At 72.1% G+C, this 22,420-nt stretch carries 16 protein-coding genes; 4 read left to right on the top strand and 12 right to left on the bottom strand.

The window, feature by feature from the left end:
• Positions 1 to 43 precede the first annotated feature (43 nt).
• From OG207_RS36540 to OG207_RS36515, 6 genes are all read right to left on the bottom strand, one after another.
• Positions 44 to 1,837: an ABC transporter ATP-binding protein gene (locus tag OG207_RS36540; protein ID WP_329104808.1), complete on the bottom strand. Its 1,794-nt coding sequence runs from the start codon at positions 1,835 to 1,837 to the stop codon at positions 44 to 46.
• A 2-nt stretch (positions 1,838 to 1,839) separates the two neighbouring features.
• Positions 1,840 to 2,895, bottom strand: coding sequence for an iron-siderophore ABC transporter substrate-binding protein (locus OG207_RS36535; protein WP_329104806.1), 1,056 nt, complete (start codon positions 2,893 to 2,895; stop codon positions 1,840 to 1,842).
• 113 nt (positions 2,896 to 3,008) lie between these two features.
• Positions 3,009 to 3,848: an ABC transporter ATP-binding protein gene (locus OG207_RS36530; protein WP_329104804.1), complete on the bottom strand. Its 840-nt coding sequence runs from the start codon at positions 3,846 to 3,848 to the stop codon at positions 3,009 to 3,011.
• Between the two features lie 77 nt (positions 3,849 to 3,925).
• Positions 3,926 to 5,002, bottom strand: coding sequence for a FecCD family ABC transporter permease (locus OG207_RS36525; protein WP_329104801.1), 1,077 nt, complete (start codon positions 5,000 to 5,002; stop codon positions 3,926 to 3,928).
• The gene (locus tag OG207_RS36520; protein WP_329104799.1) at positions 4,999 to 6,057 is read right to left on the bottom strand and encodes a FecCD family ABC transporter permease; all 1,059 of its coding nucleotides are present in this window, start codon (positions 6,055 to 6,057) and stop codon (positions 4,999 to 5,001) included. Before OG207_RS36520 ends, OG207_RS36525 begins: the two co-directional genes overlap by 4 nt.
• Positions 6,058 to 6,332: 275 nt before the next feature.
• On the bottom strand, positions 6,333 to 6,608 hold the full coding sequence (locus OG207_RS36515; protein ID WP_030009921.1) for an isoamylase early set domain-containing protein: 276 nt from the start codon (positions 6,606 to 6,608) through the stop codon (positions 6,333 to 6,335).
• A gap of 309 nt (positions 6,609 to 6,917) precedes the next feature.
• Here OG207_RS36515 and OG207_RS36510 point away from each other — a divergent pair, with 309 nt between their 5' ends.
• From OG207_RS36510 to OG207_RS36495, 4 genes are all read left to right on the top strand, one after another.
• Complete coding sequence (locus tag OG207_RS36510; protein WP_329104797.1) at positions 6,918 to 9,143, top strand: MMPL family transporter; 2,226 nt, start codon at positions 6,918 to 6,920, stop codon at positions 9,141 to 9,143.
• Positions 9,144 to 9,230: 87 nt separating this feature from the next.
• Positions 9,231 to 13,991, top strand: coding sequence for a type I polyketide synthase (locus tag OG207_RS36505; protein ID WP_329104796.1), 4,761 nt, complete (start codon positions 9,231 to 9,233; stop codon positions 13,989 to 13,991).
• 215 nt (positions 13,992 to 14,206) lie between these two features.
• Positions 14,207 to 16,645 (top strand): SpoIIE family protein phosphatase, encoded by a 2,439-nt coding sequence (locus tag OG207_RS36500; RefSeq protein ID WP_329104793.1) that lies wholly within the window; start codon positions 14,207 to 14,209, stop codon positions 16,643 to 16,645.
• Positions 16,646 to 16,834: 189 nt separating this feature from the next.
• Positions 16,835 to 17,065 (top strand): response regulator transcription factor, encoded by a 231-nt coding sequence (locus OG207_RS36495; RefSeq protein WP_189734557.1) that lies wholly within the window; start codon positions 16,835 to 16,837, stop codon positions 17,063 to 17,065.
• A gap of 87 nt (positions 17,066 to 17,152) precedes the next feature.
• Here OG207_RS36495 and OG207_RS36490 read toward each other — a convergent pair whose 3' ends face one another.
• The 6 genes from OG207_RS36490 to OG207_RS36465 all read right to left on the bottom strand — a co-directional run bounded on the left by OG207_RS36490 (position 17,153) and on the right by OG207_RS36465 (position 22,305).
• On the bottom strand, positions 17,153 to 18,169 hold the full coding sequence (locus OG207_RS36490) for a serine/threonine-protein kinase (RefSeq protein ID WP_329104790.1): 1,017 nt from the start codon (positions 18,167 to 18,169) through the stop codon (positions 17,153 to 17,155).
• Between the two features lie 173 nt (positions 18,170 to 18,342).
• A complete protein-coding gene (locus tag OG207_RS36485; RefSeq protein WP_329104788.1) occupies positions 18,343 to 18,906 on the bottom strand; it encodes a hypothetical protein in 564 nt (187 codons plus the stop codon).
• 179 nt (positions 18,907 to 19,085) lie between these two features.
• On the bottom strand, positions 19,086 to 19,559 hold the full coding sequence (locus OG207_RS36480; RefSeq protein ID WP_329104786.1) for a hypothetical protein: 474 nt from the start codon (positions 19,557 to 19,559) through the stop codon (positions 19,086 to 19,088).
• A 110-nt stretch (positions 19,560 to 19,669) separates the two neighbouring features.
• The gene (locus OG207_RS36475; protein WP_329104784.1) at positions 19,670 to 20,272 is read right to left on the bottom strand and encodes a hypothetical protein; all 603 of its coding nucleotides are present in this window, start codon (positions 20,270 to 20,272) and stop codon (positions 19,670 to 19,672) included.
• A 239-nt stretch (positions 20,273 to 20,511) separates the two neighbouring features.
• Positions 20,512 to 21,438 (bottom strand): tetratricopeptide repeat protein, encoded by a 927-nt coding sequence (locus OG207_RS36470; protein ID WP_329104783.1) that lies wholly within the window; start codon positions 21,436 to 21,438, stop codon positions 20,512 to 20,514.
• Positions 21,439 to 21,630: 192 nt separating this feature from the next.
• A complete protein-coding gene (locus OG207_RS36465; RefSeq protein WP_329104781.1) occupies positions 21,631 to 22,305 on the bottom strand; it encodes a hypothetical protein in 675 nt (224 codons plus the stop codon).
• Positions 22,306 to 22,420: the final 115 nt, after the last annotated feature.

Genomic DNA, 22,420 nt, shown 5'->3' with positions numbered 1-22,420 from the left:
CCTTTCCAGATCGATATGTCGGCCCAACCGAAAAATGGGCTGCCTAACTGCCTTCGCGCCAGGCCCGCCACAGTCGTGCGTAGCGGCCGCCCAGGGCCACCAACTCCTCGTGCGTCCCCTGCTCCACGACGCGTCCCGCGTCCAGTACGGCGATCCGGTCCGCCGCCATCGCCTGGGTCAGCCGGTGCGCCACGAACAGCGTGGTCCGGCCCGCGCACGCGGCGAGCACGGCCCGTTCCAGCTCGGCCGCCCCCTCGCTGCCCGCCTCCGCCGTGGATTCGTCGAGCACCACGACGGGGGTGCGGCCCAGCACCAGCCGGGCCAGGGCGATGTGGGCGACCTTGGTGCCGTCGAGGCGTTCGCCGCCCTCGCCGACGGGCGTGTTCAGCCCGTCGGGCAGCGCGTCGACCCATGCGTCGGCACCGATCGTGCGCAGGGCGTCCATCAGCTGGGCGTCGGTCGCCTCCGGTGCGGCCAGGCGCAGGTCCTCGGCGAGCGGACCGGAGAAGACGTGCGTCTCCTGCGTCAGGATGCTGACCAGGGCCCGCGCCCCGGCCTCGTCGAGACCGGCGAGGTCGGTGGACCCCATGTGCACCGATCCGGCCTGCGGGGTGCCGATGCCCGCGATCAGCGCGGCCAGGGTGGACTTGCCCGCGCCCGTCGCCCCGACCAGCGCGAGCGAGGTGCCGGCCGGGATCGTGAGGTCGACGTCCCGGACGACCGGCTCCTCGGAGTCGGGATAGCGGAACGTCAGCCCGCGCACCGTCACGGGCACCGGGTCGGGCGGGTCCGCCGCACGGGCCGCGGCCAGGGCGCCCACCAGCCGGTCCTCGGAGTCCTCCTCCAGCACTCCGACCAGGCGGGTCAGGCTCGCGCCCGACTTCTGCGCCTCGTCGAAGGTGAACATGATGGAGCCGAGCGGGGTGAAGAGGCGGTGGAACAGCAGTGGGGCCGCGGAGACCTCGCCGAGGCTGGCGGCGTCGGCCTCCAGCAGGGCGTACCCCACGACGATGATGAGGACCAGTCCGATGAACTCGGCGCGGTTCTCCCGGCCGACGAAGCGGCCGAAGAGCCGGAACACCTCGATTCCGAGTTCGCGCACCCGCCACGACTCGTGGGTGACCTTCTCGCGGACGGCCCCTTCGAGGCGGTACGCCCGGACCGTGTCTATCCCGTTCAACCCGCTGATCAGGGCCTGCGCACGGTCGGCCTGGGCCGCCCGCTGCTTCTGGTAGAGCGGGGCGGAGCGGGGCAGGTACCAGCGCAGGGCCAGCCCGTACGCGGGCAGCGCGCAGGCACCGGCCAGTCCGAGCCGCCAGTCCAGGCCGAACATGCCGAGCGTGGCGATGACGACCAGCACCCCCGCCGAGAACACGGTGGGAACGGCCGTCCTGATGCCCTTGGACAGCACGGCCACGTCGTCGCCGACCCGGGAGAGCACGTCTCCCCGGCCGACCTGCTCGATCCGGGCGCTCGGCATCCCCAGCACCGCCCGGACGGCGCCTTCGCGCAGCCGTGCGAGCAGGTCCGCACCGAGGCGCCCGATGAGGTAGGTCGACAGGGCGGTGGCCGCCGCGCCGAGCAGCGCGGCGGCCACCATCAACACCCCGGTCGTGACCAGGATCGAGCGCGGTCCGCCCGCGACCACCCCGTCGACGACCCGACCGAGCAGGAGCAGCGGGAGCACCTGGAGGGCCGCCCCCGCCACCGTGGTGAACACGGTGGCGATGGTCAGCCACGGCACCTCGCGGCAGTGCGCCGCGACCCAGCGGGTGGCCTCGCGTCCGGTCGTGGTGCGCAGGGTCGACGGGGCGACGCGCGCGGCGGTGATGCTCACACTTAACCGACCGACTTGACGAGTTCGTCGATCGCGTAGGGCAGGGAGAGCAGGGTGCCCTGGGACATGGCCGCGCCGACGGCCGGGCCCTCGCTGTCGAGGAGGTAGGAGACCTTGCCGTTCTTGACCGCGTTCAGGTTGGTGAACAGCTGGAACTTCTTCAGTGCTTCCTGGTCCGCCTTGTCGGCGATGACGAAGAGGCGGTCGACGTCGACGAGGTCCATGCGCTCCGGGGAGAGCGTGGTGTAGAACTTGCCGTCCGCGATCTTGTCGATCTCGGTCTGGCCCTTGTAGCCGATGCCCGTCACCAGCCGGCCGCGGACGTCGGTGGTGGTGAACGGGGCCACCGAGTCCTTGTACCAGGACAGGGGGACGGCGGTCTGGTTCGCGAACTCGGGGTGCGCCTTCTTGGCCGTGTCGAGCTTGTCCTGGATGCCCTTCACCAGCTCGGTGCCCTTGGCCTCCTGGCCGAGCGCCTTGGCGATGTGGACGGCGTTGTCCTGCCAGGGAGCGCTGAACGGCTCCTTCTCGGCCTTGGTGCGGCCCACCGTCGGGGCGATCTTGGAGAGCTTCTCGTAGCCGGCCTGGTCGATCTCGGAGTACACGACGATGATCAGGTCCGGGCGCAGGGCCGCGATCTTCTCGTAGTTCGGGCCGGCGTCACCGTTGTTCATGATGACCTCGGGGCGGGTGTCCCCCCACTTGTCCTTCACCCACGGCCACTGGGTGTTGATGTCGGGGGAGGTGCCCGGCGGGTTCGGGTACTGGTCGACCATGCCGACCGGCTTGATGCCGAGCGCCAGGATGGCCTGGTCGTCGGTGTATCCGACCGAGACGACCCGCTTGGGGGCCTTGTCGACCTTGGTCGATCCGAAGGCGTGCTCGACGGTGACCGGGAAGGTGCCCCCGGCGGCCGGGGCGCCGTCGCTCTTCTTGTCGGCCTGGTCCGCCGAATCGGAACCGCATCCGGCCAGGAGGCCGACACCGAGGGTCGCGGCGGACACTCCTGCCGCCAGCCGCTGCCAGGGCTTCATACGTGTCGTTCGATGGAAAAGCATCCGAAATCCCTTGCTTTCGTGCCGTCCACTGCAGTTCCGCCCGAGGGCAGCCAAACCCTACCGCGCTCAAGTGAGGCTAGCCTAGCCTTACTTGCAACGTAACTTTGTTTGATCTATGGGGTGTTCACGTGGGCGCGCCCGATGGGCACGATCAGCGGCCGGTCCCCCACCGGGTCGTCGATCACCTTGGCGCGCAACCCGAACGCCTCGTACAACAGCTCCGCGGTGATCACGTCACGGGGATGCCCCTGCGCAAGGATCGAACCGGCCTTCATCACGATGAGGTTGTCGCTGTAGCGCGTGGCCAGATTGAGGTCGTGCAGCACCAGGACCACGGTGCACCCCGACTCGTGCAGGTCGTCCACGAGGTCGAGCACGTCGATCGCGTGCGCCAGGTCCAGATAGGTGGTCGGCTCGTCCAGGAGCAGCAGGTCGGTGCCCTGTGCCAGCGTCATCGAGATCCAGACCCGCTGCCGCTGCCCGCCGGACAGCGCGTCGACCGGACGGTCGGCCAGGTCGGACACCCCGGTCATGGCCAGGGCCCGCGCCACGACGTCGGCGTCGTCGGAGGACCACTGCCGCAGCCAACTCTGGTGCGGATGGCGCCCCCTGGCGACGAGGTCGGCCACGGTGAGCCCCTCCGGCGCCACCGGAGCCTGCGGCAGCAGGCCGAGCTTCTTGGCCACGTCCCTGGTCCTGAGCCGGCCGATGTCCTCACCGTCCAGCACGACCGATCCGCTGGTCGGTTTGAGCAGCCGGGACAGGGTCCGCAACAGGGTCGACTTCCCGCACCCGTTGGAGCCGATGATCGTGGTGATCACCTGCGGGGGGATCGACACGTGGAGGTCGTCGATGACCACCCGGCCGCCGTACCCGACGGTGACCCCTCTGGCCGCCAGCCGTACGGCCTCGTCCCCGTCGGACTCGATCCCGGCGATCTGCGATACGGCCACAACTCCCCCTGAAATAGGCATGTCTGAAGGGTCTGGTGTCTGAAGGTCTGATGTCTGGACGTCTACGGGGACACCGGCTAGCGGAGGTTGGCCCGCACCAGCAGGTAAATGAGGAAGGGGCCGCCGATCACGGCGGTCACCACCCCGACCGGGAGGGTGATCGGCAGTGCCGTACGGGCGACCAGGTCCGCGCCGATCAGCAGCAGGGCCCCGACCATCCCGGAGGCCGCCATCGGCGGTGTCGGGCACTTCGCCAGCCGCATCGCCACCTGCGGCGCCACCAGTGCGACGAACGAGACCGGGCCGGCGGCGCTCACCGCCACGCCGGCCAGCAGCACCGCGCACAGCAGCAGCACCGCGCGCACCCTCGCGTACCGGACGCCGAGGCCCGCGGCCACGTCGTCACCGAGGTGCAGCGGTTTGAACTGGAACGCGACCACCGTCACGACGACCATCAGGGCCAGGGTGCACCACAGCGCGACGCCCACGTCGTCCCACGACCGGTTGTCCAGGGAGCCGACCAGCCAGGCCTGGGCCCGGGCCACGTCCCTGATGTCGGCCGTGACCAGCAGCCAGGTGGTGATCGCCTCCATGACGGCGCTCACCGAGATGCCGATGAGGATGAGCCGGAAGCCGTCGATCCCGCGTCGCCACGCCAGGAAGTACACGAGGAGCCCCGTGCCGAGGCCGCCCGCGAGCGCCGCCCCGGACAGGCCCACGGAGTTGACGACCGCCGCCGCGGTCCCGCCCGACACGGTCACCAGGAACACCGCGACCGCGCCGGCGCCCCACGTGATCCCCAGGATGTCCGGGCTGGCCAGCGGGTTGCGCGCGATCGACTGGGTGATCGCCCCGGACACCCCGAGCGCGATGCCCACGACGAGCCCGGCCAGGGCGCGCGGCATCCGCAGGTCCATGATCACGAACTTGTCGACCTGCTCGCCGCCGCCCACGACCGCGGCCATCACCCGTGACAGGCCGATGGGGAAGTCCCCCACGCCGATGGACACGCAGAACATCAGGAAGGTCGCCGCCGCCAGCAGCAGCGTGACGCACACGACCCACGGCCGCCACACGAACGAGACGGGGCCGAGCCGCACGCCCGGCGTCACCGGTGCCAATGCCTTCACCTCGGTCACCTCGGTTCCGGTCATGCGCTCTTGAACTTTCCGCGCCACACCAGGGCCGCGAAGAACGGGGCCCCGAGGAGGGCCACGACGACCCCCGCGTCCAACTCCCCCGGCCGCACCAGCAGACGCCCCGCGATGTCGCAGACCAGCAGGACGACGGCACCGAGCAGGCCCGCGTACGGCACCAGCCAGCGGTAGTCCGGCCCGGTCAGGTACCGGGCCATGTGGGCCACCATCAGGCCGAGGAAGGCGATGGGGCCGCACGCCGCCGTGGCGGCTCCCGCGAGCAGGGTGATGGCGGCGATGCCGATGGTCCGGCTGAGCACGATGTTCACCCCCAGCCCCCGCGCGACGTCGTCGCCGAGGTTGAGCAGGTTCAGGGCGGGCAGGGTGATCAGCGCGAGCAGCAGCCCGACGGCGATGAACGCGATCACCGGCCAGATGACGTCGAACCCGACACCGGCCACGGAGCCCGCGTTCCAGAACCGCAGGGCGTTCAGCGAGGCCTTGTCGGACAGCGCGACCGCCGTGGTCATCGCGGCGAGGAACACCGTGACCCCTTGTCCGGCCAGCGCGAGGGTCAGCGGGTTACCGGCCCCCCGGCCGATGCTCGCCAGTCCGAAGACGACGACGCCGGCGACCGCGGCGCCCAAGAAGGCGAACCAGACGTACTGGAACGGGTTGGCGAACCCGAACAGGGCGATCACCAGCACCACGGCGAAGGAGGCGCCGGAGTTCACGCCCAGCAGGCCCGTGTCGGCGATCGGATTGCGCGTGTACCCCTGGATCAGCGCCCCGCCGACCCCCAGGGCCACGCCCGCCGCGACCGCGAGCACCGTGCGCGGCACCCGTACGGTCCGCACGATGAGGCGTATCTCGGTGAGTCGCTGGTCGGGGTCCGGCGCCGCCGATAACCCGCGCCACACCTCGGCGGGGGTCAGCGCCCGCGCACCGACGGCCAACGAGACCACCACGGCGGCCAGGAGGACCAGCACCAGGGCGAGTGAGCCCACGACCCGCCGCCGACGGGCCTCCGTCACGCCCCCGGGCACGGGGCGTTCCACTGCGATCGTGCCCATGTCGCTCTACGTCATCCCTTCGATCCACCGCCCGGACGGGTCGGCACGCCGACGCAGCCGCGACCGGAACTTAGGCAAAGCTAAGCTGATTCCATGGCGCACTGTCGATAGACAAAACGGGCACGCGGGAGTGAGGGGCCACCAACTCGCCCCGGAATATGTACTGTTGATCGATTAGATTAGCCTAACCTTACTTCAACTGATCGACGTCGCACAAACGCGCCCCGGCCCATGGCCGGGGCGCGTTCCGGTCCGTCTGCGAGGAGTCCGGGCCGTCAGGTGTGCAAGCGGCTGTTGGGGCCGTCCTGGTCCCCGGCGCTCTCGTCGTTGAACCAGTAGTCCCCGGCCGCCAGGTACCGGAAGGAGTGCGTGCTCTTGCTGGGCAGCTCGACGGTCACGGCGCGCTTGCCGTCCTTGCGGCGGGCCAGGGTGTGGACACCGGGCTGCCAGTCGTTGAAGTCGCCCACCACGCTGACCGGTCCCGGCGGGGTGTCGACGGGCAGGATGAAGGTGACCTCGGTGTGGTCCTTGCGCAGTTTGCGCTCCAGCATGGTGAGCTCCTGACAACGGCAGTGGGGGTGGTACGCCGCCCATAGTCGGCGGCGGACGCACCGGACGCACCCCGGCGCCGCCACTCCCACCACGGACCCACCACATCGAGTGACTCGCGGGCACGCGATGTCACCCTTCGTGTCGACGCCCCGGGGTACCTCCCCTCCCGTCCTGTCAAGGTACGAATGGCCGGGACTACGGCCTCGACCCGCGTCCGGGCACGGTGGACATCGACCTTCCTGCGCGAGAGCAGGAGCGAATCGCCGTCCGTACCGGAGGCATCCATGTTCCGCCGTGCAGGGGCCTTCGTGACCCGTCACCCCCGGCTCGTCCTCATCGGCGCGCTCGTCTTCCTCGTCCTGTCCGTCCTGTTCGGCACGGATGCGACCGGCCGGCTGCAGACTCAGGGGTACGACGATCCGCGGTCCGAGTCCAGCCGCGCCGCGCACCTGGCCGCCGACCGCCTGGGCGCCTCCCCGAACCTGGTCCTCGTAGCCCGGAGCGGCAGCGGTTCCGTGGACGGACCGGCCGCCCGCGGCGCGGGCGCGGAACTGACCGGACGGCTCGCCGCGCAGCCGCACGTGAGCGCCGTGACCTCGTACTGGACCGGCGGCGCGGCGGAGCTGCGCAGCCGCGACGGCCGCGCGGCGATGCTGGTCGCGCACGTGGACGGCGAGGGGGAAGAGCTCGCGGCGCGGGCCGAGCGGCTGCGCGCGGAACTGACCGCCCCGGCCGGTGCCGACGAGACCCTGACGGTGCACGTCGGGGGGAGCGCCCTCGTCGACGCCGAGCTCCAGGACATCTCGGAGTCCGACCTGAAGCGGGCCGAGTCCGTCGTCCTGCCGGGCACCCTGATCCTGCTGGTCCTGGTGTTCGGCAGTGTGGTCGCCGCGGCCCTGCCGCTGCTGATCGGGGTCCTCTCCATCGCCGGGACGCTGCTGGTCCTGAGCCTCCTCGGCCGCGTCACCGACGTGTCCGTCTTCGCGCTGAACCTCACCACGGCGCTCGGCCTGGGGCTGGGCATCGACTACGGGCTGCTGGTCGTCTCACGGTTCCGGGAGGAGCTCGCCGCCGGCTTCCTGCCGAGCACCGCCGCCGTACGGACCGTGCGCACGGCGGGCCACACGATCGCCTTCAGCGCCGCCACGGTCTCCGCCGCGCTCGCCACGCTGTTGGTGTTCCCGCCGTACTTCCTGCGCTCCTTCGCCTACGCGGGCATCGCCGTGGTGGCGATCGCGGCGGTGAGCGCCGTGACCGTACTGCCCGCCCTGCTCGCACTGCTCGGGAAGCGGGTGAACGCCTGGGCCGTGCCGTGGCGCCGTACGGTCCGCTCCGGCTCCCGGTCCGGATTCTGGGAGGGGCTGGCGCGGATCGTCGTACGCCGCCCGCTGATCGCGGCGCTGCCGGTGATCGGCCTGCTGGTGCTGCTCGCCGCCCCCTTCGCGCACGCCGATTTCGCCACCCCCGACGACCGGGCGCTGCCGCCCGGCGCGTCCAGCCGGCAGACCGGTGACCTCGTGCGCGACCGGTTCGACATGAAGGGCTCGGGCGCGCTGACGGTCGTCACCACGGGAGGTGCCTCCCCGTCGGAGCGGGTGGAGTACGCCCGCCGCCTGTCCGCGTTCCCGCAGGTCGCCCAGGTCGCGGGACCCGACGGCGGCTTCCGGTACGGGGAGCGGGCAGCGATCCCGGGCCAGGCCTCGGCCACCGCCCGGCCCGCCGTGGACGGCCCGGTCCAGCTCTCCGTGGTGCCGCTGGTTGACCCCCAGTCGCACGCTGCCCAGCAGCTCGTCCACGACGTCCGTGCGGTCCCCGCCCCCGCGGGCACCGAGGCCCTCGTCGGCGGACCGAGCGCGGTCCTGGTCGACGCCAAGGCCACCGTGGGCGACCGGATCCCGCTGGCGCTCGCACTGATCTCGCTCACCACCTTCGCGCTGCTCCTGGGCTTCACGCGCAGCCTGCTGCTGCCGCTGAAGGCCATCGCGCTGAACGCGCTGGGTCTCGCGGCCGTCCTCGGCGCCATGGTGTGGGTCTTCCAGTCGGGTCATCTCCACCAGCTGCTCGACTTCACACCGGGGCCCCTCAGCACGACCATGCCGGTCCTGCTGTTCTGCATCGTCTTCGGGCTCTCGGTGGACTACGAGGTGTTCGTCCTCGCACGCATCAAGGAGGCGCACGAGGCCGGGCAGGACAACGCCCGCTCGATCGTCACGGGCATGGCCCGCACGGGCGGGATCGTCACCACCGCCGGCGCGCTGCTCGCCTTCACCCTCCTGAGCTTCGGCACCTCGCAGGTGTCCCTCCTGCAGTTCTTCGGGATCGGCGCGGGCCTCGGCGTCCTCCTCGACGCCACGCTCGTACGGGGGGTCCTCGTACCGGCGCTGATGCGCCTGGCGGGCGGCCTGAACTGGTGGGCGCCGCGTCCCATCCGGCCCAAGGAACCGCTCCCTGCCTCCCGTCCGCCCCCGACGCCCGTCCGCAGGTGTCCCGCGGCCCGGCCCGCCCCGCGGACCCCGGCCCGGGCGCGCCACTGACCGTCGTCGCCCACCCGTCCCCATCTCCCCCCACATCCCCCGTCTCGACCCCGTCCCGCCCCCGTCTCACGGCAAGGAAGAACTCCCATGACCGACATCGCCATCACCGGACTCGGCTGCCGCTTCCCCGGTGCTCCCGACATCAGCGCCTACTGGAAGCTCCTGCTCAGCGGGGAACGACAGTTCTCCGCCGTGCCCAAGGAGCGCTGGAACCACGAGGCCTTCCACGAACCCGGCAATCCCTCCGCACCCCATGCCGCGTACACCGACCAGGTCGCCTTCCTGGACGACGTGGACCGCTTCGACGCCCTGCACTACGGCGTACCGCCCGCTCGCGCCCGGGCCATGGATCCGCAGCACCGGCTGCTCCTGGACGTCACCCGCGAGGCCCTGGACGACGCGGGGCTGGGCCGGGGCGACTTCGACCGGGCGAACACCGGGGTCTTCTGCGGAATGTCGGTGTCCGACTACAAGGACCTGATGTCGGCCCCCATCCGGGCCATCGCCCTGGCCGAGGACGCGCGGCAGGCCGCGGCGGACCCCGGCGGCTTCCTCGACGCCGTCAGGGACCACGCGGGATCGCTCGGCACCGTACAAGCCTTCAGCCTGCCGGGGAGCCTGCTCAACATGGCCCCCGGCACCGTCAGCCGGCACTTCGACCTCGGCGGGCCCAGCTTCGCCGTCGACGCCGCCTGCTCCGGCTCGCTCGTCGCCCTGGACCAGGCCGTGGCCCAACTGCGCCAGGGCAGCTGCCGGATCGCCGTCGTCGGCGGCGTGTACCTGAACCTCACCCCCGACAGCCTGATCGGCTTCTCCACGCTCCGGGCGCTGTCCGCCACCGGGGTGTGCCGCCCCTTCGACGAGGGGGCCGACGGTTTCGTCCTCGGTGAGGGCGCCGGCGCGATCGTCGTCCGGCCGCTCGCCGACGCGCTCGCCGCCGGCGACCGGGTGTACGCGGTGATCAAGGGCATCGGCTCGGCCAACGACGGCGCCTCCCCCGGGCCGCTGGCGCCCGCTCCCGAAGGCCAGCTGCGCGCCATGCGCCGGGCCTACGACGACGCGGGGGTCGCCCCGTCCACGGTCGGCTTCCTGGAGGCCCACGGGACCGGTACCGCCACTGGCGACCGCGCCGAGGTCGAGGCGCTGCGCCGGCTGCGCACCGAGTACCCCGACGACGACCCCTCGCTGTGCTACGTCGGTGCGGGCAAGGCCCTCATCGGACACTCGCTGTCCGCCGCGGGCATCGCCGGACTGATCAAGACGGCCCTGGTCGTCCACCACCGGACGATCGTTCCGCAGCCGCGGACCGCCCCGCACCCGGGCCTGGGCATCGACGCCGCGGGTCTGCGTCTCGCCGACGCGCAGCGGCCCTTTCCGGACTCCAGTGCTCCGCGCCGGGCCGCCGTCAGCTCGTTCGGCTTCGGCGGGACGAACGTCCACGTGGTTCTGGAGGAGCGGCCCGCCCCTGCCCCCTCCCCCGCTACCGGCCGTCTCCCGGAACGCACCGGGCGGACCGGGGCCGCCCCGGACACCGGCCCCCAGCTCGTCTTGCTCTCGGCCGGCAGTCCCGAGCTCCTGGACCAGCACATCGGCGACGTTCTCGACGCACTCGACGCGGCGGACCCCGCCCCGCTGGCAGCCGTGGCACACACCCTCGGCTCCCGCCGGCCGCTGACGGCCCGGCTCGCGATCGTGGCCGCCGACACCGAGGCCTTCGTACGGCGGCTGCGCCGCGCCCGCGAGCAGCTCGTCGAGGGCGAACGGGGCGACCTCGGGGACGACGCCTTCGCCGCCGACGCCCCGCTGCCGGCCGAGCGGCGCCGCCTCGCCTTCCTCTTCCCCGGTCAGGGCAGCCAGCGGCCCGGCATGATGCGGGACCTCCACGAGCGGTTCCCCGGCTTCCGGGCGACCGTCGACGACCTCGGTGCCGCGGCCCGCGAGGCCACCGGCCCCGACATCGGCGACCTGTTGTACGGGGAGGCGGCGACCGCCGAGGGCGACGCCGAAGGGGCCGGGCGCAGGCTCGCCTCCACCGAGGTGTGCCAGCCGCTGCTCGGGACCGTCCAGATCGCCGCCACCCGGCTCCTCGCCGGCTTCGGCATCGCTCCCGACCTGGTCCTCGGCCACAGCGTCGGGGAGTTCGCCGCGGCCGCTGCGGCGGGCGCCCTCACCGACGGGGACACCGTACGACTGCTGGTGCACCGGGGCGCGACCCTCCGGGAGGCCGAGAACGGCCTGCGCGGCGGGATGCTCGCCGTACAGACCGACAAGGACACCTGCCGCCGGCTGGTGAACGGCATCGACGACGTGTGGCTCGCCTGTTTCAACCAGCCGCGGCAGGTCGTGGTCAGCGGCACGCCGCACGGGCTCGACGCCATGCGGCGGGCCTGCGCCGAGGCGGGGGTCGTCACGGTGGCGCTCGACGTGTCGAACGCCTTCCACTCGCCGCGGCTCGCCGCCGCGGACGAGGAGATGCGCGCGGACCTCGCCGAGCGCCCCGTCAGCAGCCCCGTCCTCCCGTTCGTCTCCTCCGTGAACGCGGAGGTCTGCACCGAACCCGAGCGGCTGCGCGAGCTGTGGGCACGGCACGCGTCCGCACCGGTCCAGTTCGCCGATGCCGTGCGCACCGCCTACGACCAGGGGGCCCGTGTCTTCCTCCAGGTGACCGGCGGCAATTCGCTCCTGACATCGGTCCGCCGCAACCTCACCGACCACGGCGACGTCCACGTCGTCCCCGTCGCCGGGGTGGCTCCGGACGGCGGCCGGAGCTTCGTACGGGCCCTCGCCCGGCTCGCGGTCCTGGGCGCCCCGGTCGACCCGCGCGCCCTGGTTCCCCAGGGGGAGCGCCGACTGCTCGACCTGCCGGTGGCGAAGCTCGCCACCCAGTCCTACTGGATGCCCCGCCGTCGCCCGGCAACGACGGGCACCCCCGCCCCCTCCCACCGGCCCCCGGCCCGGTCCCGGCCCGTACCCCCCGAGGAGACCACGATGAACGACTCGCCGCTCCACCCGATGGAGGAACTGATCCGGCTGGTCCAGCAGCAGACGGCGCTGCTCGCCCGCCTCGCCGAAACCCTCCCCGAGCCGAACCCGACCACGGAGGCGGCGCTGCTGGCCCGCCTCGCCGAAACCCTCCCCGAGCCGAACCGGACCGCGCCGGCCGTCGCCCCGGCGACCGCCGAAACCGCCCCGGTACCCCCCGCCGTGCCCGCCCCGCCCGCCCCGCCCGCCGCGCCCGACACCGAGGAGCGGCCGCCACCGCCGCCGACCGGGGACCTCACCACGGTCACGGAGTCCGTGCTCGCGCACGTGGCCCGGGTCAGCGCGTTCCCGGTCGCCCATCTGCGCGACGACCAGTTGCTGATCGACGACCTCGGTTTCGACTCGCTGATGCTGACGGACCTGTTCTCCTCCCTCAAGCGGCAGTGGCCTCAGTGGACCCGCGACAAGACGGCCACCGACCGGCCGACCGTCGGAGGGATCGCCGCGATGATCGCGCGCGGCTGCGGCAACTCCGTACCGGCCCCCGCCCCCGCCCCCGTACCCGTAACCGCTCCCGCTCCCGTTCCCGAGCAGCGATCCGGAGCCGAAGAGGCGCCGGCCCCGGCCGCCGCCCCGTTGCCCGAGCAGCACACTCGGATCGAGTGCTTCCCCGAGGTCACCGCCCACGCCGAACGCATCGCCTCGCTCTCCGGGCTGGGGCTGGCCAATCCGTACTTCCTCGTCCACGAGGGCGCGCTGACGGACACCACCGTCATCGACGGCCGGGAACTCCTCTCCTTCTCCAGCTACAACTACCTGGGCATGGCCACCCACCCGCAGGTGAACGAGGCGGCCCACGAGGCGATAGAGCGCTGCGGCACCTCGGTCTCCGCCAGCCGGCTGCTCTCCGGCAGCCGACCGCTCCACCTGGAACTCGAAAGCGAGATCGCCGACCTGCTCGGGTGCGAGGCCGCGGTCACCCTGGCCAACGGCCATGCCACCAACGTCACCGTCATCGGCCACCTCGTCGGCCCCGGGGACCTCATCGTCCACGACTCCCTCGCGCACGACAGCATCCTCCAGGGGTGCCGGCTCTCCGGCGCGACCCGGCGACCCTTCCCCCACAACGACGCCACCGCCCTCGACACCTTGCTGACGCAGGTCCGTGACCAGTACCGGCGGGTGCTCGTCGTCGTCGAAGGCGTCTACAGCATGGACGGGGACATCGCCGACCTGCCCGCCCTCGTCGACGTCAAGCGCCGACACGGCGCGCTGCTGATGATCGACGAGGCGCACAGCATCGGGACGATCGGCCGTTCCGGCCGCGGCATCGGCGAGTACTACGGCATCGACCGCTCGGCGGTCGACCTGTGGTCGGGCACGCTGTCGAAGGCGCTGGCGAGCTGCGGTGGCTACGTCGCGGCGAGCCGCCCGGTCGTGGAGTACCTGCGCTACACCGTGCCGGGCTTCGTCTACAGCGCCGGGATGACCCCGGCCGACACGGCGGCGTCGCTGACCGCCCTGCGCATGCTGCGTGCCGAGCCGCAGCGGGTGGCACGGCTCTCGGAGAACGCGGCGCTCTTCGTCCGCCTCGCGCGCGAGGCGGGCATCAACACAGGGGACAGCCATGACACGCCGGTCGTACCGTGCATCGTCGGGGACTCGCTGAAGACCCTGCGGCTCGCGGAGGCCCTGTTCCAGCAGGGCATCAGCGTCAATCCCATCCTCCATCCGGCCGTACCGGAGGAGCTGGCCCGGCTGCGGTTCTTCATCACGTACGACCACACGCCCGGCCAGATCCGCCGGGCCGTGGCCGCGCTGGCGCACGAGCTGCGGCTCCTCGACCCGGACGAGGAACCGGTCTGATGACCGGCGCCGTGGACGCCGCCGCGACCTCGAACGCCGGAACCGGTCGGACGCTCGCCCTCGTCCTCGCGCACCCGGGTGGCTGAGTGCCCCGCGTGACGGTACTGCGTTGGTGCTCCTTGTCCGGCTGGATCATTCTGGTCAGAGGAGCGCCTGGCCGTGCACGTCCCCGTGGGGCGGCGGCAGCGGAACGAGCGAGGGCGAGATGAGTGGCGATGGAGCAAGTTCCCACCTCTCCTGGTGAGCGGCCCGAGGAGACGGCCGCCCCCCTCGAGTCGGCCTACACGGCCTCGGCGACGATCAACGAGCAGGGCATCGTCACCGAGTGGAGCGAGGGTGCGACCCGGCTGCTCGGCTACGTGCCGTCCGAGGTCGTGGGGCTGCCCGCCGCCCACCGGCTCGCCGATGTCCTCAGTGACGCGGCGCGTGAGGTGCCGTCCGAGCGGGAGCGGTGGAGCGGCACGGTGGCGCTGCGCCACCGGGACGGTCACCGCATGGAGGTGGCACTGCTGGCGCACCGCTGGACGTCCAGCGGCGGCACCGTCAAGTGGTTCGTGGTGTCCGCCGCCGGGGGCGCACCCCGCTCTCCCTGGGGCGAACCGCTGAAGGAGTGGGCGTTCACCCAGTCCCCCTGCTTCCTGGCGATCTTCGATGCGGACCTGCGCCTGGTGCGGGCGAACGCCGGTATGGAGCGCACGCTCTCCCTCACGGAGGCCGAGATGCGGGGGCTACGCCTGCCGGAGATCGCGCCGGATCCCGTGAGCGACGAGACCGAGCGCCGGATGCGGCTGGCGCTGGACTCCGGTGAGCCGCAGTACACGGAGGCCTTCGTCCACCCGACGGGCGCCGGTGCGGAGCACGGTTGGACCACCTCGCTGGCGCCGTTGCGGGACCAGGACGGCCGGGTGCACGCCGTATGTCTGGCCGCGCACGACCGGAACGGGGTGGAGGGGGTCCAGCACCAGATGCTCCTGACGGACGAGGTCGACACCGCGCCCATCGGGACGACGCTGGACAGTGTCCGCACCGCGCACGAGCTGGCCGACGCAGCCGTCCCCCGGTTCGCCGATTTCGCGGTGGTCGACCTGCTGGAACCGCTCCCGCGCGGCGACGAACCGTCCTCGGTCCCGGCGGACGGGCCGGTCACCGTGTGCCGCGCCTCGGCGCGGTCGGTCCTCGACGGGACCCCCGAGTCCGTGGTGGCCGTGGGGGACACGACCAGCTACCCGCCGCTGTCACCGCCCGTCGAAGCGCTGGTCTCGGGCCACGGCGCCGTGTACGGGGCCGCCGACCCGGCCCTCGCCCGCTGGGCGGCGCAGGACCCCGGAGCCGCCTGGATCGGCGAGTACGGGGCCCACTCGATCATGGTGGTGCCGATGCGGGCCGGCGGCGGCACGCTCGGTGTGGCCGTCTTCAGCCGTCACCGGCGCCAGGAGCCCTTCCAGCCGGAGGACCTGCGGGTGGCCGGGGAACTCACGGCCAGGGCGGCGGCCGGGATCCGCAACGCGTACCGGTCCGGCCGGGAGCACACGACGACCATGACCCTGCAGCGCAGCCTGCTCCCGCACACGCTGCCCGATCAGGCCGCGCTGGAGATCGCCTCCCGCTACCTGCCCGCGGCCGGCGAGGCCGGTGTGGGAGGCGACTGGTTCGACGTGATCCCCCTGTCGGGCGCCCGGGTGGCGCTGGTCGTGGGGGACGTCGTCGGCCACGGCATCCGGGCCACCGCCACCATGGGGCGCCTGCGCACCGCCGTACGCACCCTGGCCGACGTCGATCTGGGACCCGACGAGCTGCTCACCCACCTCGACGACCTCGTGATCCACCTGTCCGCCGACGAGGGTGACCAGGAGTCCGGCGGGGAGACGGCCGGGGGCATCGGCACCACCTGCCTGTACGTGGTCTACGACCCGGTCATCCGCCGCTGCACGGTCGCCCGGGCCGGCCACCCGCCGCCCGCCGTGGTCTCCCCCGAGGGCTCCGTGTACCTCCTGGACGTCCCGGCCGGTCCCCCGCTGGGCCTGGGCGGCCTGCCCTTCGAGACGCTCGAAGTCGAACTGCCCGAGGGCAGCATCCTCGCCCTGTACACCGACGGTCTGCTGCAGGCCCGCGACCACGACATCGACGAGGCGTTGGACAGCATGTTCGCGGCCCTGGTGCGGCCCGCGGACACGCTGGACGCGGTGTGCGACCGCGTGCTGACGGCCATGTTGACGCATCGCCCGGACGACGACGTGGCCCTGCTCGTCGCCCGGACCAGGAGCCTGCACGCCGACCAGGTCGTCGTCTGGGACCTGCCCTCCGACCCCTCCGTGGTCGCCACGGCCCGGCGCCAGACCACTGACCAGCTGACGGCCTGGGGGCTGGAGGAGGCCGCCTTCGTCACCGAGCTCCTGGTCAGCGAGCTGGTCACCAATGCGATCAGGTACGGCCAGCCGCCCATCCAGTTGCGGCTGATCCACGAGAAGAACAGCACCCTGATCTGCGAGGTCTCCGACGCGAGCAGTACCGCCCCGCACATGCGGCGGGCCCGGACCTTCGACGAGGGCGGGCGGGGCCTCCTGCTGGTGGCCCAGCTCGCCCAGCGCTGGGGCACCCGGCACGCGGCCATCGGAAAGACGATCTGGGCCGAGCAGTCCCTCACCGAGTACTGAGGGCGCGCACCAGGTTGGGCGATATGCGCGGAAATGTTCCCTGTGACGCGCCTGTGACAGTCGACGGACAGCTCCATGAAGTCCCACCGACAAGCTCTTTATTAGGGACAAACACCGACATTCAGGTATACGTCCCCTGCTTCCGAGGACGTGAGCAGTGATGACCAGACCGATCCGTCGGAGGAAATCATGAGCCTCACCCTCGTCGCCCCGCAGACCGAAGCCACCACCCCCACCCTCGCCCCGCGCGAGCAGGAGGCACTGCGACACATCGCCGCAGGCTGCACCTACCTGCAGACGGCTCGCCAGATGGGGCTCTCCAAGCACACGGTCGACGCCTACCTGCGCCGCATCCGCGCCAAGCTGAACATCAGCACCACGGCCGAGATGACCCGCCTGGCCATCTCGATGGGGCTGTGACGAGCGCGGGATTCGCGCAGGAACGACCTACGCAGGACAGCGGAAACGCCCGCCCCGCCCGTTACGGGCGGGGCGGGCGTTTGGCGTCTACGGGCCGCCGGGCCGGCCGTAGAAGACCGGCCGGGCCCAGACCGGGGGCTCCCGCGGGGGCGCTGAGTCCCCCGGGACACCGGGGGGACGGGAATCCTCCCGTGACGGCGGATCGGCGTAACGGCCGGTGCCGCCTCCCGTGGCGACGCGCAGCGCGGCCACGAATTCGAGGCAGGATCCGTAGCGGTCCTCGGGGACCTTCGACAGGGCCTTGGTCAGTACGTCGGCGGCGGCGGGAGCGATTCCCGGCCGCCGCTGCGTCAGTGGGGGCGGGGGGTCGTACTGGTGCGCCCACAGCAGCGCCGCGTCCTCCTCGCGCTGGAAGGGCGGCCCGCCGGCGAGCGTTTCGTAGACGACGCACGCCAGGCTGTAGAGGTCGCACCTGCCGTCCACCGGCCTGCCGGAGATCTGTTCCGGCGCCATGTAGTCGAGCGTCCCGACGAACTCGCCGTCCGTCGTGAACCCGGTCAGCGCCAGCGCCTTCTTCGTCAGCCCGAAGTCCGTGAGGTAGATGTGCTCGGGGTGCTCGCTGTCGGTGCCCGCGGCCACCAGGATGTTGCCGGGCTTGACGTCCCGGTGCACGAGGTCGTGGTCATGGGCCGCGTCGAGCGCCGATGCCACCTGGGCGGCGATGCGCAGGGCGGTCGCCACGGGCAGCGGGCCCTCGCGGTCCAGCAGCGCGCGCAGGTCCAGGCCGGAGACGTAGCGCATGGCGATGTAGAGGACGCCGTCGGTCTCGCCCGCCTCGAAGATGGGCACGATGTGCGGGTGGTCTATCGATGCGGCCACCCGCGATTCGTGCGTGAAGCGGCGCCTGAAGGTCTCGTCGCGGGCCCGCTCGGGGGCGATGAGCTTGAGCGCGACCGTACGGTCCAGGCGCAGGTCCTTCGCGCAGTAGACGACGGCCATGCCACCGCGGCCGATCATGCGCTCCACCCGGTAGCCCGCGATCTGCTTGCCGATGAGGCCCGAGGCTCGGCCCGCGTACACGCTGAGGTTGGACGCCTCGCTCATCGGGCGCCCCCCTCACCCCGCCGGGTGACGCCGCCGGACGCGGCAGGCCGCTCTTCCATACCTGGAAGTCTATCGAGCGGTACGGGGGGACGGACACCCGAGCGGACGCGCACGCGCACCGGGACCGGTCCCCGAAGGGAACCGGTCCCGGTGCGCGCCGCGGTCCGTGGCGGTCAGTCGTCGTCGTTGCCGCCGGCGCCGCCGTTGCCGCCGAAGCCGCCGGTGGTCCCGCAGCCGATGCCGAAGCAGAGGCCGCCGTCTCCGCCCGTGCCGCCCTTGCCGCCGTCACCGCCGGGCAGCGCGACCCCGCCGGTGCCGCCGGTTCCGCCGTTGGCGCTGCCGTTGCACGTCCCGGCGCAGATGCCGCCCTTGCCACCGGTGCCGCCGCTGCCGCCCGGCACGCCCGTGACGCCGGTGCCGCCGTTGGCGCTGCCGTTGCACAGACCGGCGCAGATGCCGCCCTTGCCGCCCTTGGTGCCGTTCACCGATCCCTCGCAGCTGCCCGCGCAGACCCGGTCACCGACGCGGACGCTGCCCTTGTCCACCTTGACGCTGTCGAGCACCGCCCTGCCGTCGAACCGGCCCCCGCCCGGGGTCGCGTCGCCGTCGGCGAAAGCGGAGACCGTCCGAACGGTCTGCGCCGGGGCCGCCGTGGCGACCGGTGCCATTGCACCCGCGCCGATCAGGGTCGCGGAAATGACGAGACCGAGCCGAAACTTCGTGGATCGCGTACGCATGAGAATCTCCCTTGCCTTGGAAATTACTTTCCGTGACGCGGCTGCGGAGTCCCGATTTCCCGCTTTCCGCGTTCCTTTCGAATGGGCCAGATCGATGTCCGGCTGTTCTTTCCCCGGTGCCCGAGGTTCCGATGGCGCCCCGGCCCGTTGTGGACCGGGGCGCCTGGGCCTGGAAGGCCTTACGAGCGGACGTCGTCCGCCATCAGCGCGAACCAGTCGCCGTCGACGTAGTACTTCTTCCAGTTGTCGATCTGCTCGTCCGTGATCTTGTACTTCTCGGAGATCTTCTTCGTGGTCTCCTCCGGGTCGTCGGCCGCCAGCACGATGAGCACGATGCGCACCTTGTCGACCACCGTCAGATCCGCCTTCGGCTTGTCGGGCAGGTCCTCGAACTTGAAGCAGCCGACCCCGCCGGGCTGGCCGGGCTCGCCCGGCTGACCGGGCTCGCCGCCCCGACCGCCCTTGCCGCCCTCTCCGCCCTTGCCGCCCGCCCCGAATCCGACGCAGTGTTCGGGCGTGTCGGCCGGGGCCGAGGCGCTGATGTTCGTGGGGGTGTGGGACTGCGACGCCTGCGCGGCGCACGCCGTACCGGTGACGAGGGCCAGAGAGGCCGTGACCAGGATGATCGGACGCTGCCAGGACTTCGTGAACATGAGGGGTTTCTCCGTTTCGGCACATACCGACGAGGGGTGTGGGGGGGGGGGTGGAGGCCCTGAGGCCTCCACCCCGTTGAGCGGGTACTGCGGTGCGGGTCAGGTGAGGGTCAGAAGAGGCTGCCGCCACCGGCACCGCCGTCGCCGCCCTCGCCACCGATCAGGCCACCGAGGCCGCCGTCTCCGGCCTTGCCGCCGTTGCCTCCGTTGAAGAAGCTGAAGCCGCCGTTGCCGCCGTTGCCGCCCTTGCCGCCCTTGATGAAGCCGTCGCCGCCCCCGCCGCCGCCACCGGCGTTGCCGCCCTGGAGGACGCCGAAGCCGCCGTCGCCACCGTTACCACCGGCGCCACCGATGCGGCCTTCGCCGCCACCGCCGCCACCGCCACCGGCGCCACCGAGCAGGAAGCCGTCCCCACCGGTACCACCGTTACCGCCCTTGCCACCGGTACCCGTGACGCTGCCGCCACCGGAGCCACCGGCACCACCGGCGCCACCGACGAGACCGCCGGTACCGCCCTTGCCACCGTCACCTCCGGCGCCCCCGGCGTTCGGGAGGGCCGTAGCGACGTGGGTCGCCACCGGAGCGGCCGAGGCCATGGATGCCGGAAGGACGACTCCTCCTGTGACCACAGCGGCCGCGGCGACCAGAGTGGCTACGCGGAAACCGCGGCGGGTGGGACGGACAACGTTGTTGGTGTGCATCTTGCGGTTCATGACTTTCTCCTACAGATTCAAGAGGGGTGTATGACGCCCCGGATTTCCGAGACGCTGCGGTGATGTCGACGAAGGAAGAGGTATTCCTTTTCTTTCGTCTGCCTCGTTTTGTTTCCGGTGAGGCCCGCACCACAAGTAAGCCCCGGGGGCCACATCCGGGTCATGTTCCGGAATCTCGGGACTTGACACCCTCGTGAAAATCGCCTAAAAGCTCAGTCGGCCGGGCGGCGGGTCCGGCCTCAGGCGCCGGGTGGTGGGGCCAGCGCTCGCAGGCGGTCCTCCAGGGCGCGGACCTCCGCGAGGGAGGAGGCGTACGTCTGCGGGACCTCCGCAGCGAGCTCGCGCAGGATGGCGACCGACTCCTGCGCGGCGGCCAGCGACGCCTCCCGGCTGAAGTGCATCCGGGCGAGGTTGCCGAGCGCCATCGCCACGTCGCGCCGGTGGACCGCCGGATTGGCCAGGGCCAGCTGCCGGTAGAGCGTCACCGCCTCCTGGGCGCTCCGTAGGGCCCGGCGCCCTTGGTTGAGTACCGACCTGCGGCGGGCCAGGTTGTTCACCGCCTGCGCGAGCCCGAGGGCGTGGGCGGCCGGGTCCGCCGAGATCAGCCGCCGGTACAGGGCGACGCACTCCTTGGTGACCTTCAGCGCCTCGGCGTGCAGCCCGAGGCGGGACAGCACCACGCCGAGCAGGCTGAGCGCGTTGGCGAGCTGCGGGCGGTGCGCGGCGTCCCTGCGGGCGAGCCTGCGGTACAGGGCGACGGACTCCCGGGCCATCGCGAGGGCCTCCTGCGGGCGGCCCAGTCCCCACAGGGCGGTGGCGAGGCCCATCAGGGTGGCGCCCAGGGGCGCGGCGAAGGGCGCGTCCGCCTGCTGCGAGCGGCTCAGGGCCACGGCCTCGGAGGCGGTGCGCAGGCACTCCTCCCACCGCCCCAGCTTCGACAGCGCCTCGCAGCGCAACACCATGACGTAGGCGAGCGGGGCGGCCGAACCCAAGGCTTCGAGCCGGCCGGGCCGGGCGGCGATCCGCTCGCGGTAGAGCCGCGCGGCCTCGTCGGTGGCCGTCAGGGCTTCCTCGTACTGGCCGGTGAGCACCAGGCGGCCGCTCAGTTCGAAGGCCGCCCGGGCCGGGTCGGGTACCTCGTCGGCCTTCGTCTTCCCGTCGGGCACGGTGCCCCCCGCTCTCGCGGACGGACGGGGGCGGCCCGGCCCGCCGGTCGACAACGGAAGCTGTGGTGCCACCGGGCCGGCCCCCCACACCCCGACGACCCCGTCAGCATGCCCGCGGGGGCCGCCCCCGAACCGGGTGGCGGCACCCGCCGTCCGGCTCCGCCCCGGGGAGCGGGGCGGAGCCGGGTGGGTTCAGCGGGACTCGACGAACGCGCGGCCCTGGTGGCCCTCGGCGGCGCAGGAACGCTTCTCCGAAGTCGTCATCTTGCGGCTCTTGACCACCACCGCGTTGCTCTTGCCGTCCGTGCCGTTCTTGGCCGGGCTGGTGATCGTGTCCTGGAAGAACCAGTAGTAGTGGCTCCACTTGGGGCTGTCGTAGTGGGTCTGCCAGGTACCGGAGACCTTCTGCATCACCTGGGCGCGCGAGATCCATCCGACCTCGCCGGGCTTCACCGTCATGTTGAGCGAGCTGCTCTCCGAGTGACTGCTCGACCAACTATGGCTGTAACTCGCGGTTACGCTCAGGTCAACGATGCCCGCTATCTTGCCTCCCGCCGTGACGGAGACGCCCAACGAATCGGTGGAGCCCACCGTGTCGTCCCAGGTCATCGACTGGGTGGCGTCCGACGTGGTGCAGTTGAACAGCGAGTTCGACACCTGGCGGAACTCACCCAGGTACGCCTCGCCGAGCTGGGGCGAGTTGAAGGTGCACTTGCCTTCGCCCGAGGCGCAGTCCGCCATGAGCTGCTGCCGGGTCGGCTGGTCGGCGGCGGATGCCGGAAGGGTGGTCGCCGCAGCGACGGCGCAGGCCGCGACCGCCATGGTCAACGCGCGTGCCGCGTAACGCCTGACGCGGTGTGTGGTCATCGTGGTGCCTCTCACGGTACTGGGGGGATCGGTGAACCGCCCTACGACAGGGGTCCGTTCACTCACCCCCGCCCGCACGGACGATCACCGCCTCTTGCTCCTGAGATTCTCCCGA

Source organism: Streptomyces sp. NBC_01439 (assembly GCF_036227605.1).
Lineage (GTDB): Bacteria > Actinomycetota > Actinomycetes > Streptomycetales > Streptomycetaceae > Streptomyces.
Note: the sequence above shows the minus strand (reverse complement) of the source record. Positions and strands in the feature narration are given on the sequence as shown.

Bases quoted from the DNA above. Each gene is read 5' to 3' on its own strand.
- OG207_RS36535 (WP_329104806.1), bottom strand. From the start codon at position 2,895: ATGCTTTTCCATCGAACGACACGTATGAAGCCCTGGCAGCGGCTGGCG.
- OG207_RS36525 (WP_329104801.1), bottom strand. From the start codon at position 5,002: ATGACCGGAACCGAGGTGACCGAGGTGAAGGCATTGGCACCGGTGACG.
- OG207_RS36520 (WP_329104799.1), bottom strand. From the start codon at position 6,057: ATGGGCACGATCGCAGTGGAACGCCCCGTGCCCGGGGGCGTGACGGAG.
- OG207_RS36515 (WP_030009921.1), bottom strand. From the start codon at position 6,608: ATGCTGGAGCGCAAACTGCGCAAGGACCACACCGAGGTCACCTTCATC.
- OG207_RS36505 (WP_329104796.1), top strand. From the start codon at position 9,231: ATGACCGACATCGCCATCACCGGACTCGGCTGCCGCTTCCCCGGTGCT.
- OG207_RS36500 (WP_329104793.1), top strand. From the start codon at position 14,207: ATGGAGCAAGTTCCCACCTCTCCTGGTGAGCGGCCCGAGGAGACGGCC.
- OG207_RS36495 (WP_189734557.1), top strand. From the start codon at position 16,835: ATGAGCCTCACCCTCGTCGCCCCGCAGACCGAAGCCACCACCCCCACC.
- OG207_RS36490 (WP_329104790.1), bottom strand. From the start codon at position 18,169: ATGAGCGAGGCGTCCAACCTCAGCGTGTACGCGGGCCGAGCCTCGGGC.
- OG207_RS36485 (WP_329104788.1), bottom strand. From the start codon at position 18,906: ATGCGTACGCGATCCACGAAGTTTCGGCTCGGTCTCGTCATTTCCGCG.
- OG207_RS36480 (WP_329104786.1), bottom strand. From the start codon at position 19,559: ATGTTCACGAAGTCCTGGCAGCGTCCGATCATCCTGGTCACGGCCTCT.
- OG207_RS36475 (WP_329104784.1), bottom strand. From the start codon at position 20,272: ATGAACCGCAAGATGCACACCAACAACGTTGTCCGTCCCACCCGCCGC.
- OG207_RS36465 (WP_329104781.1), bottom strand. From the start codon at position 22,305: ATGACCACACACCGCGTCAGGCGTTACGCGGCACGCGCGTTGACCATG.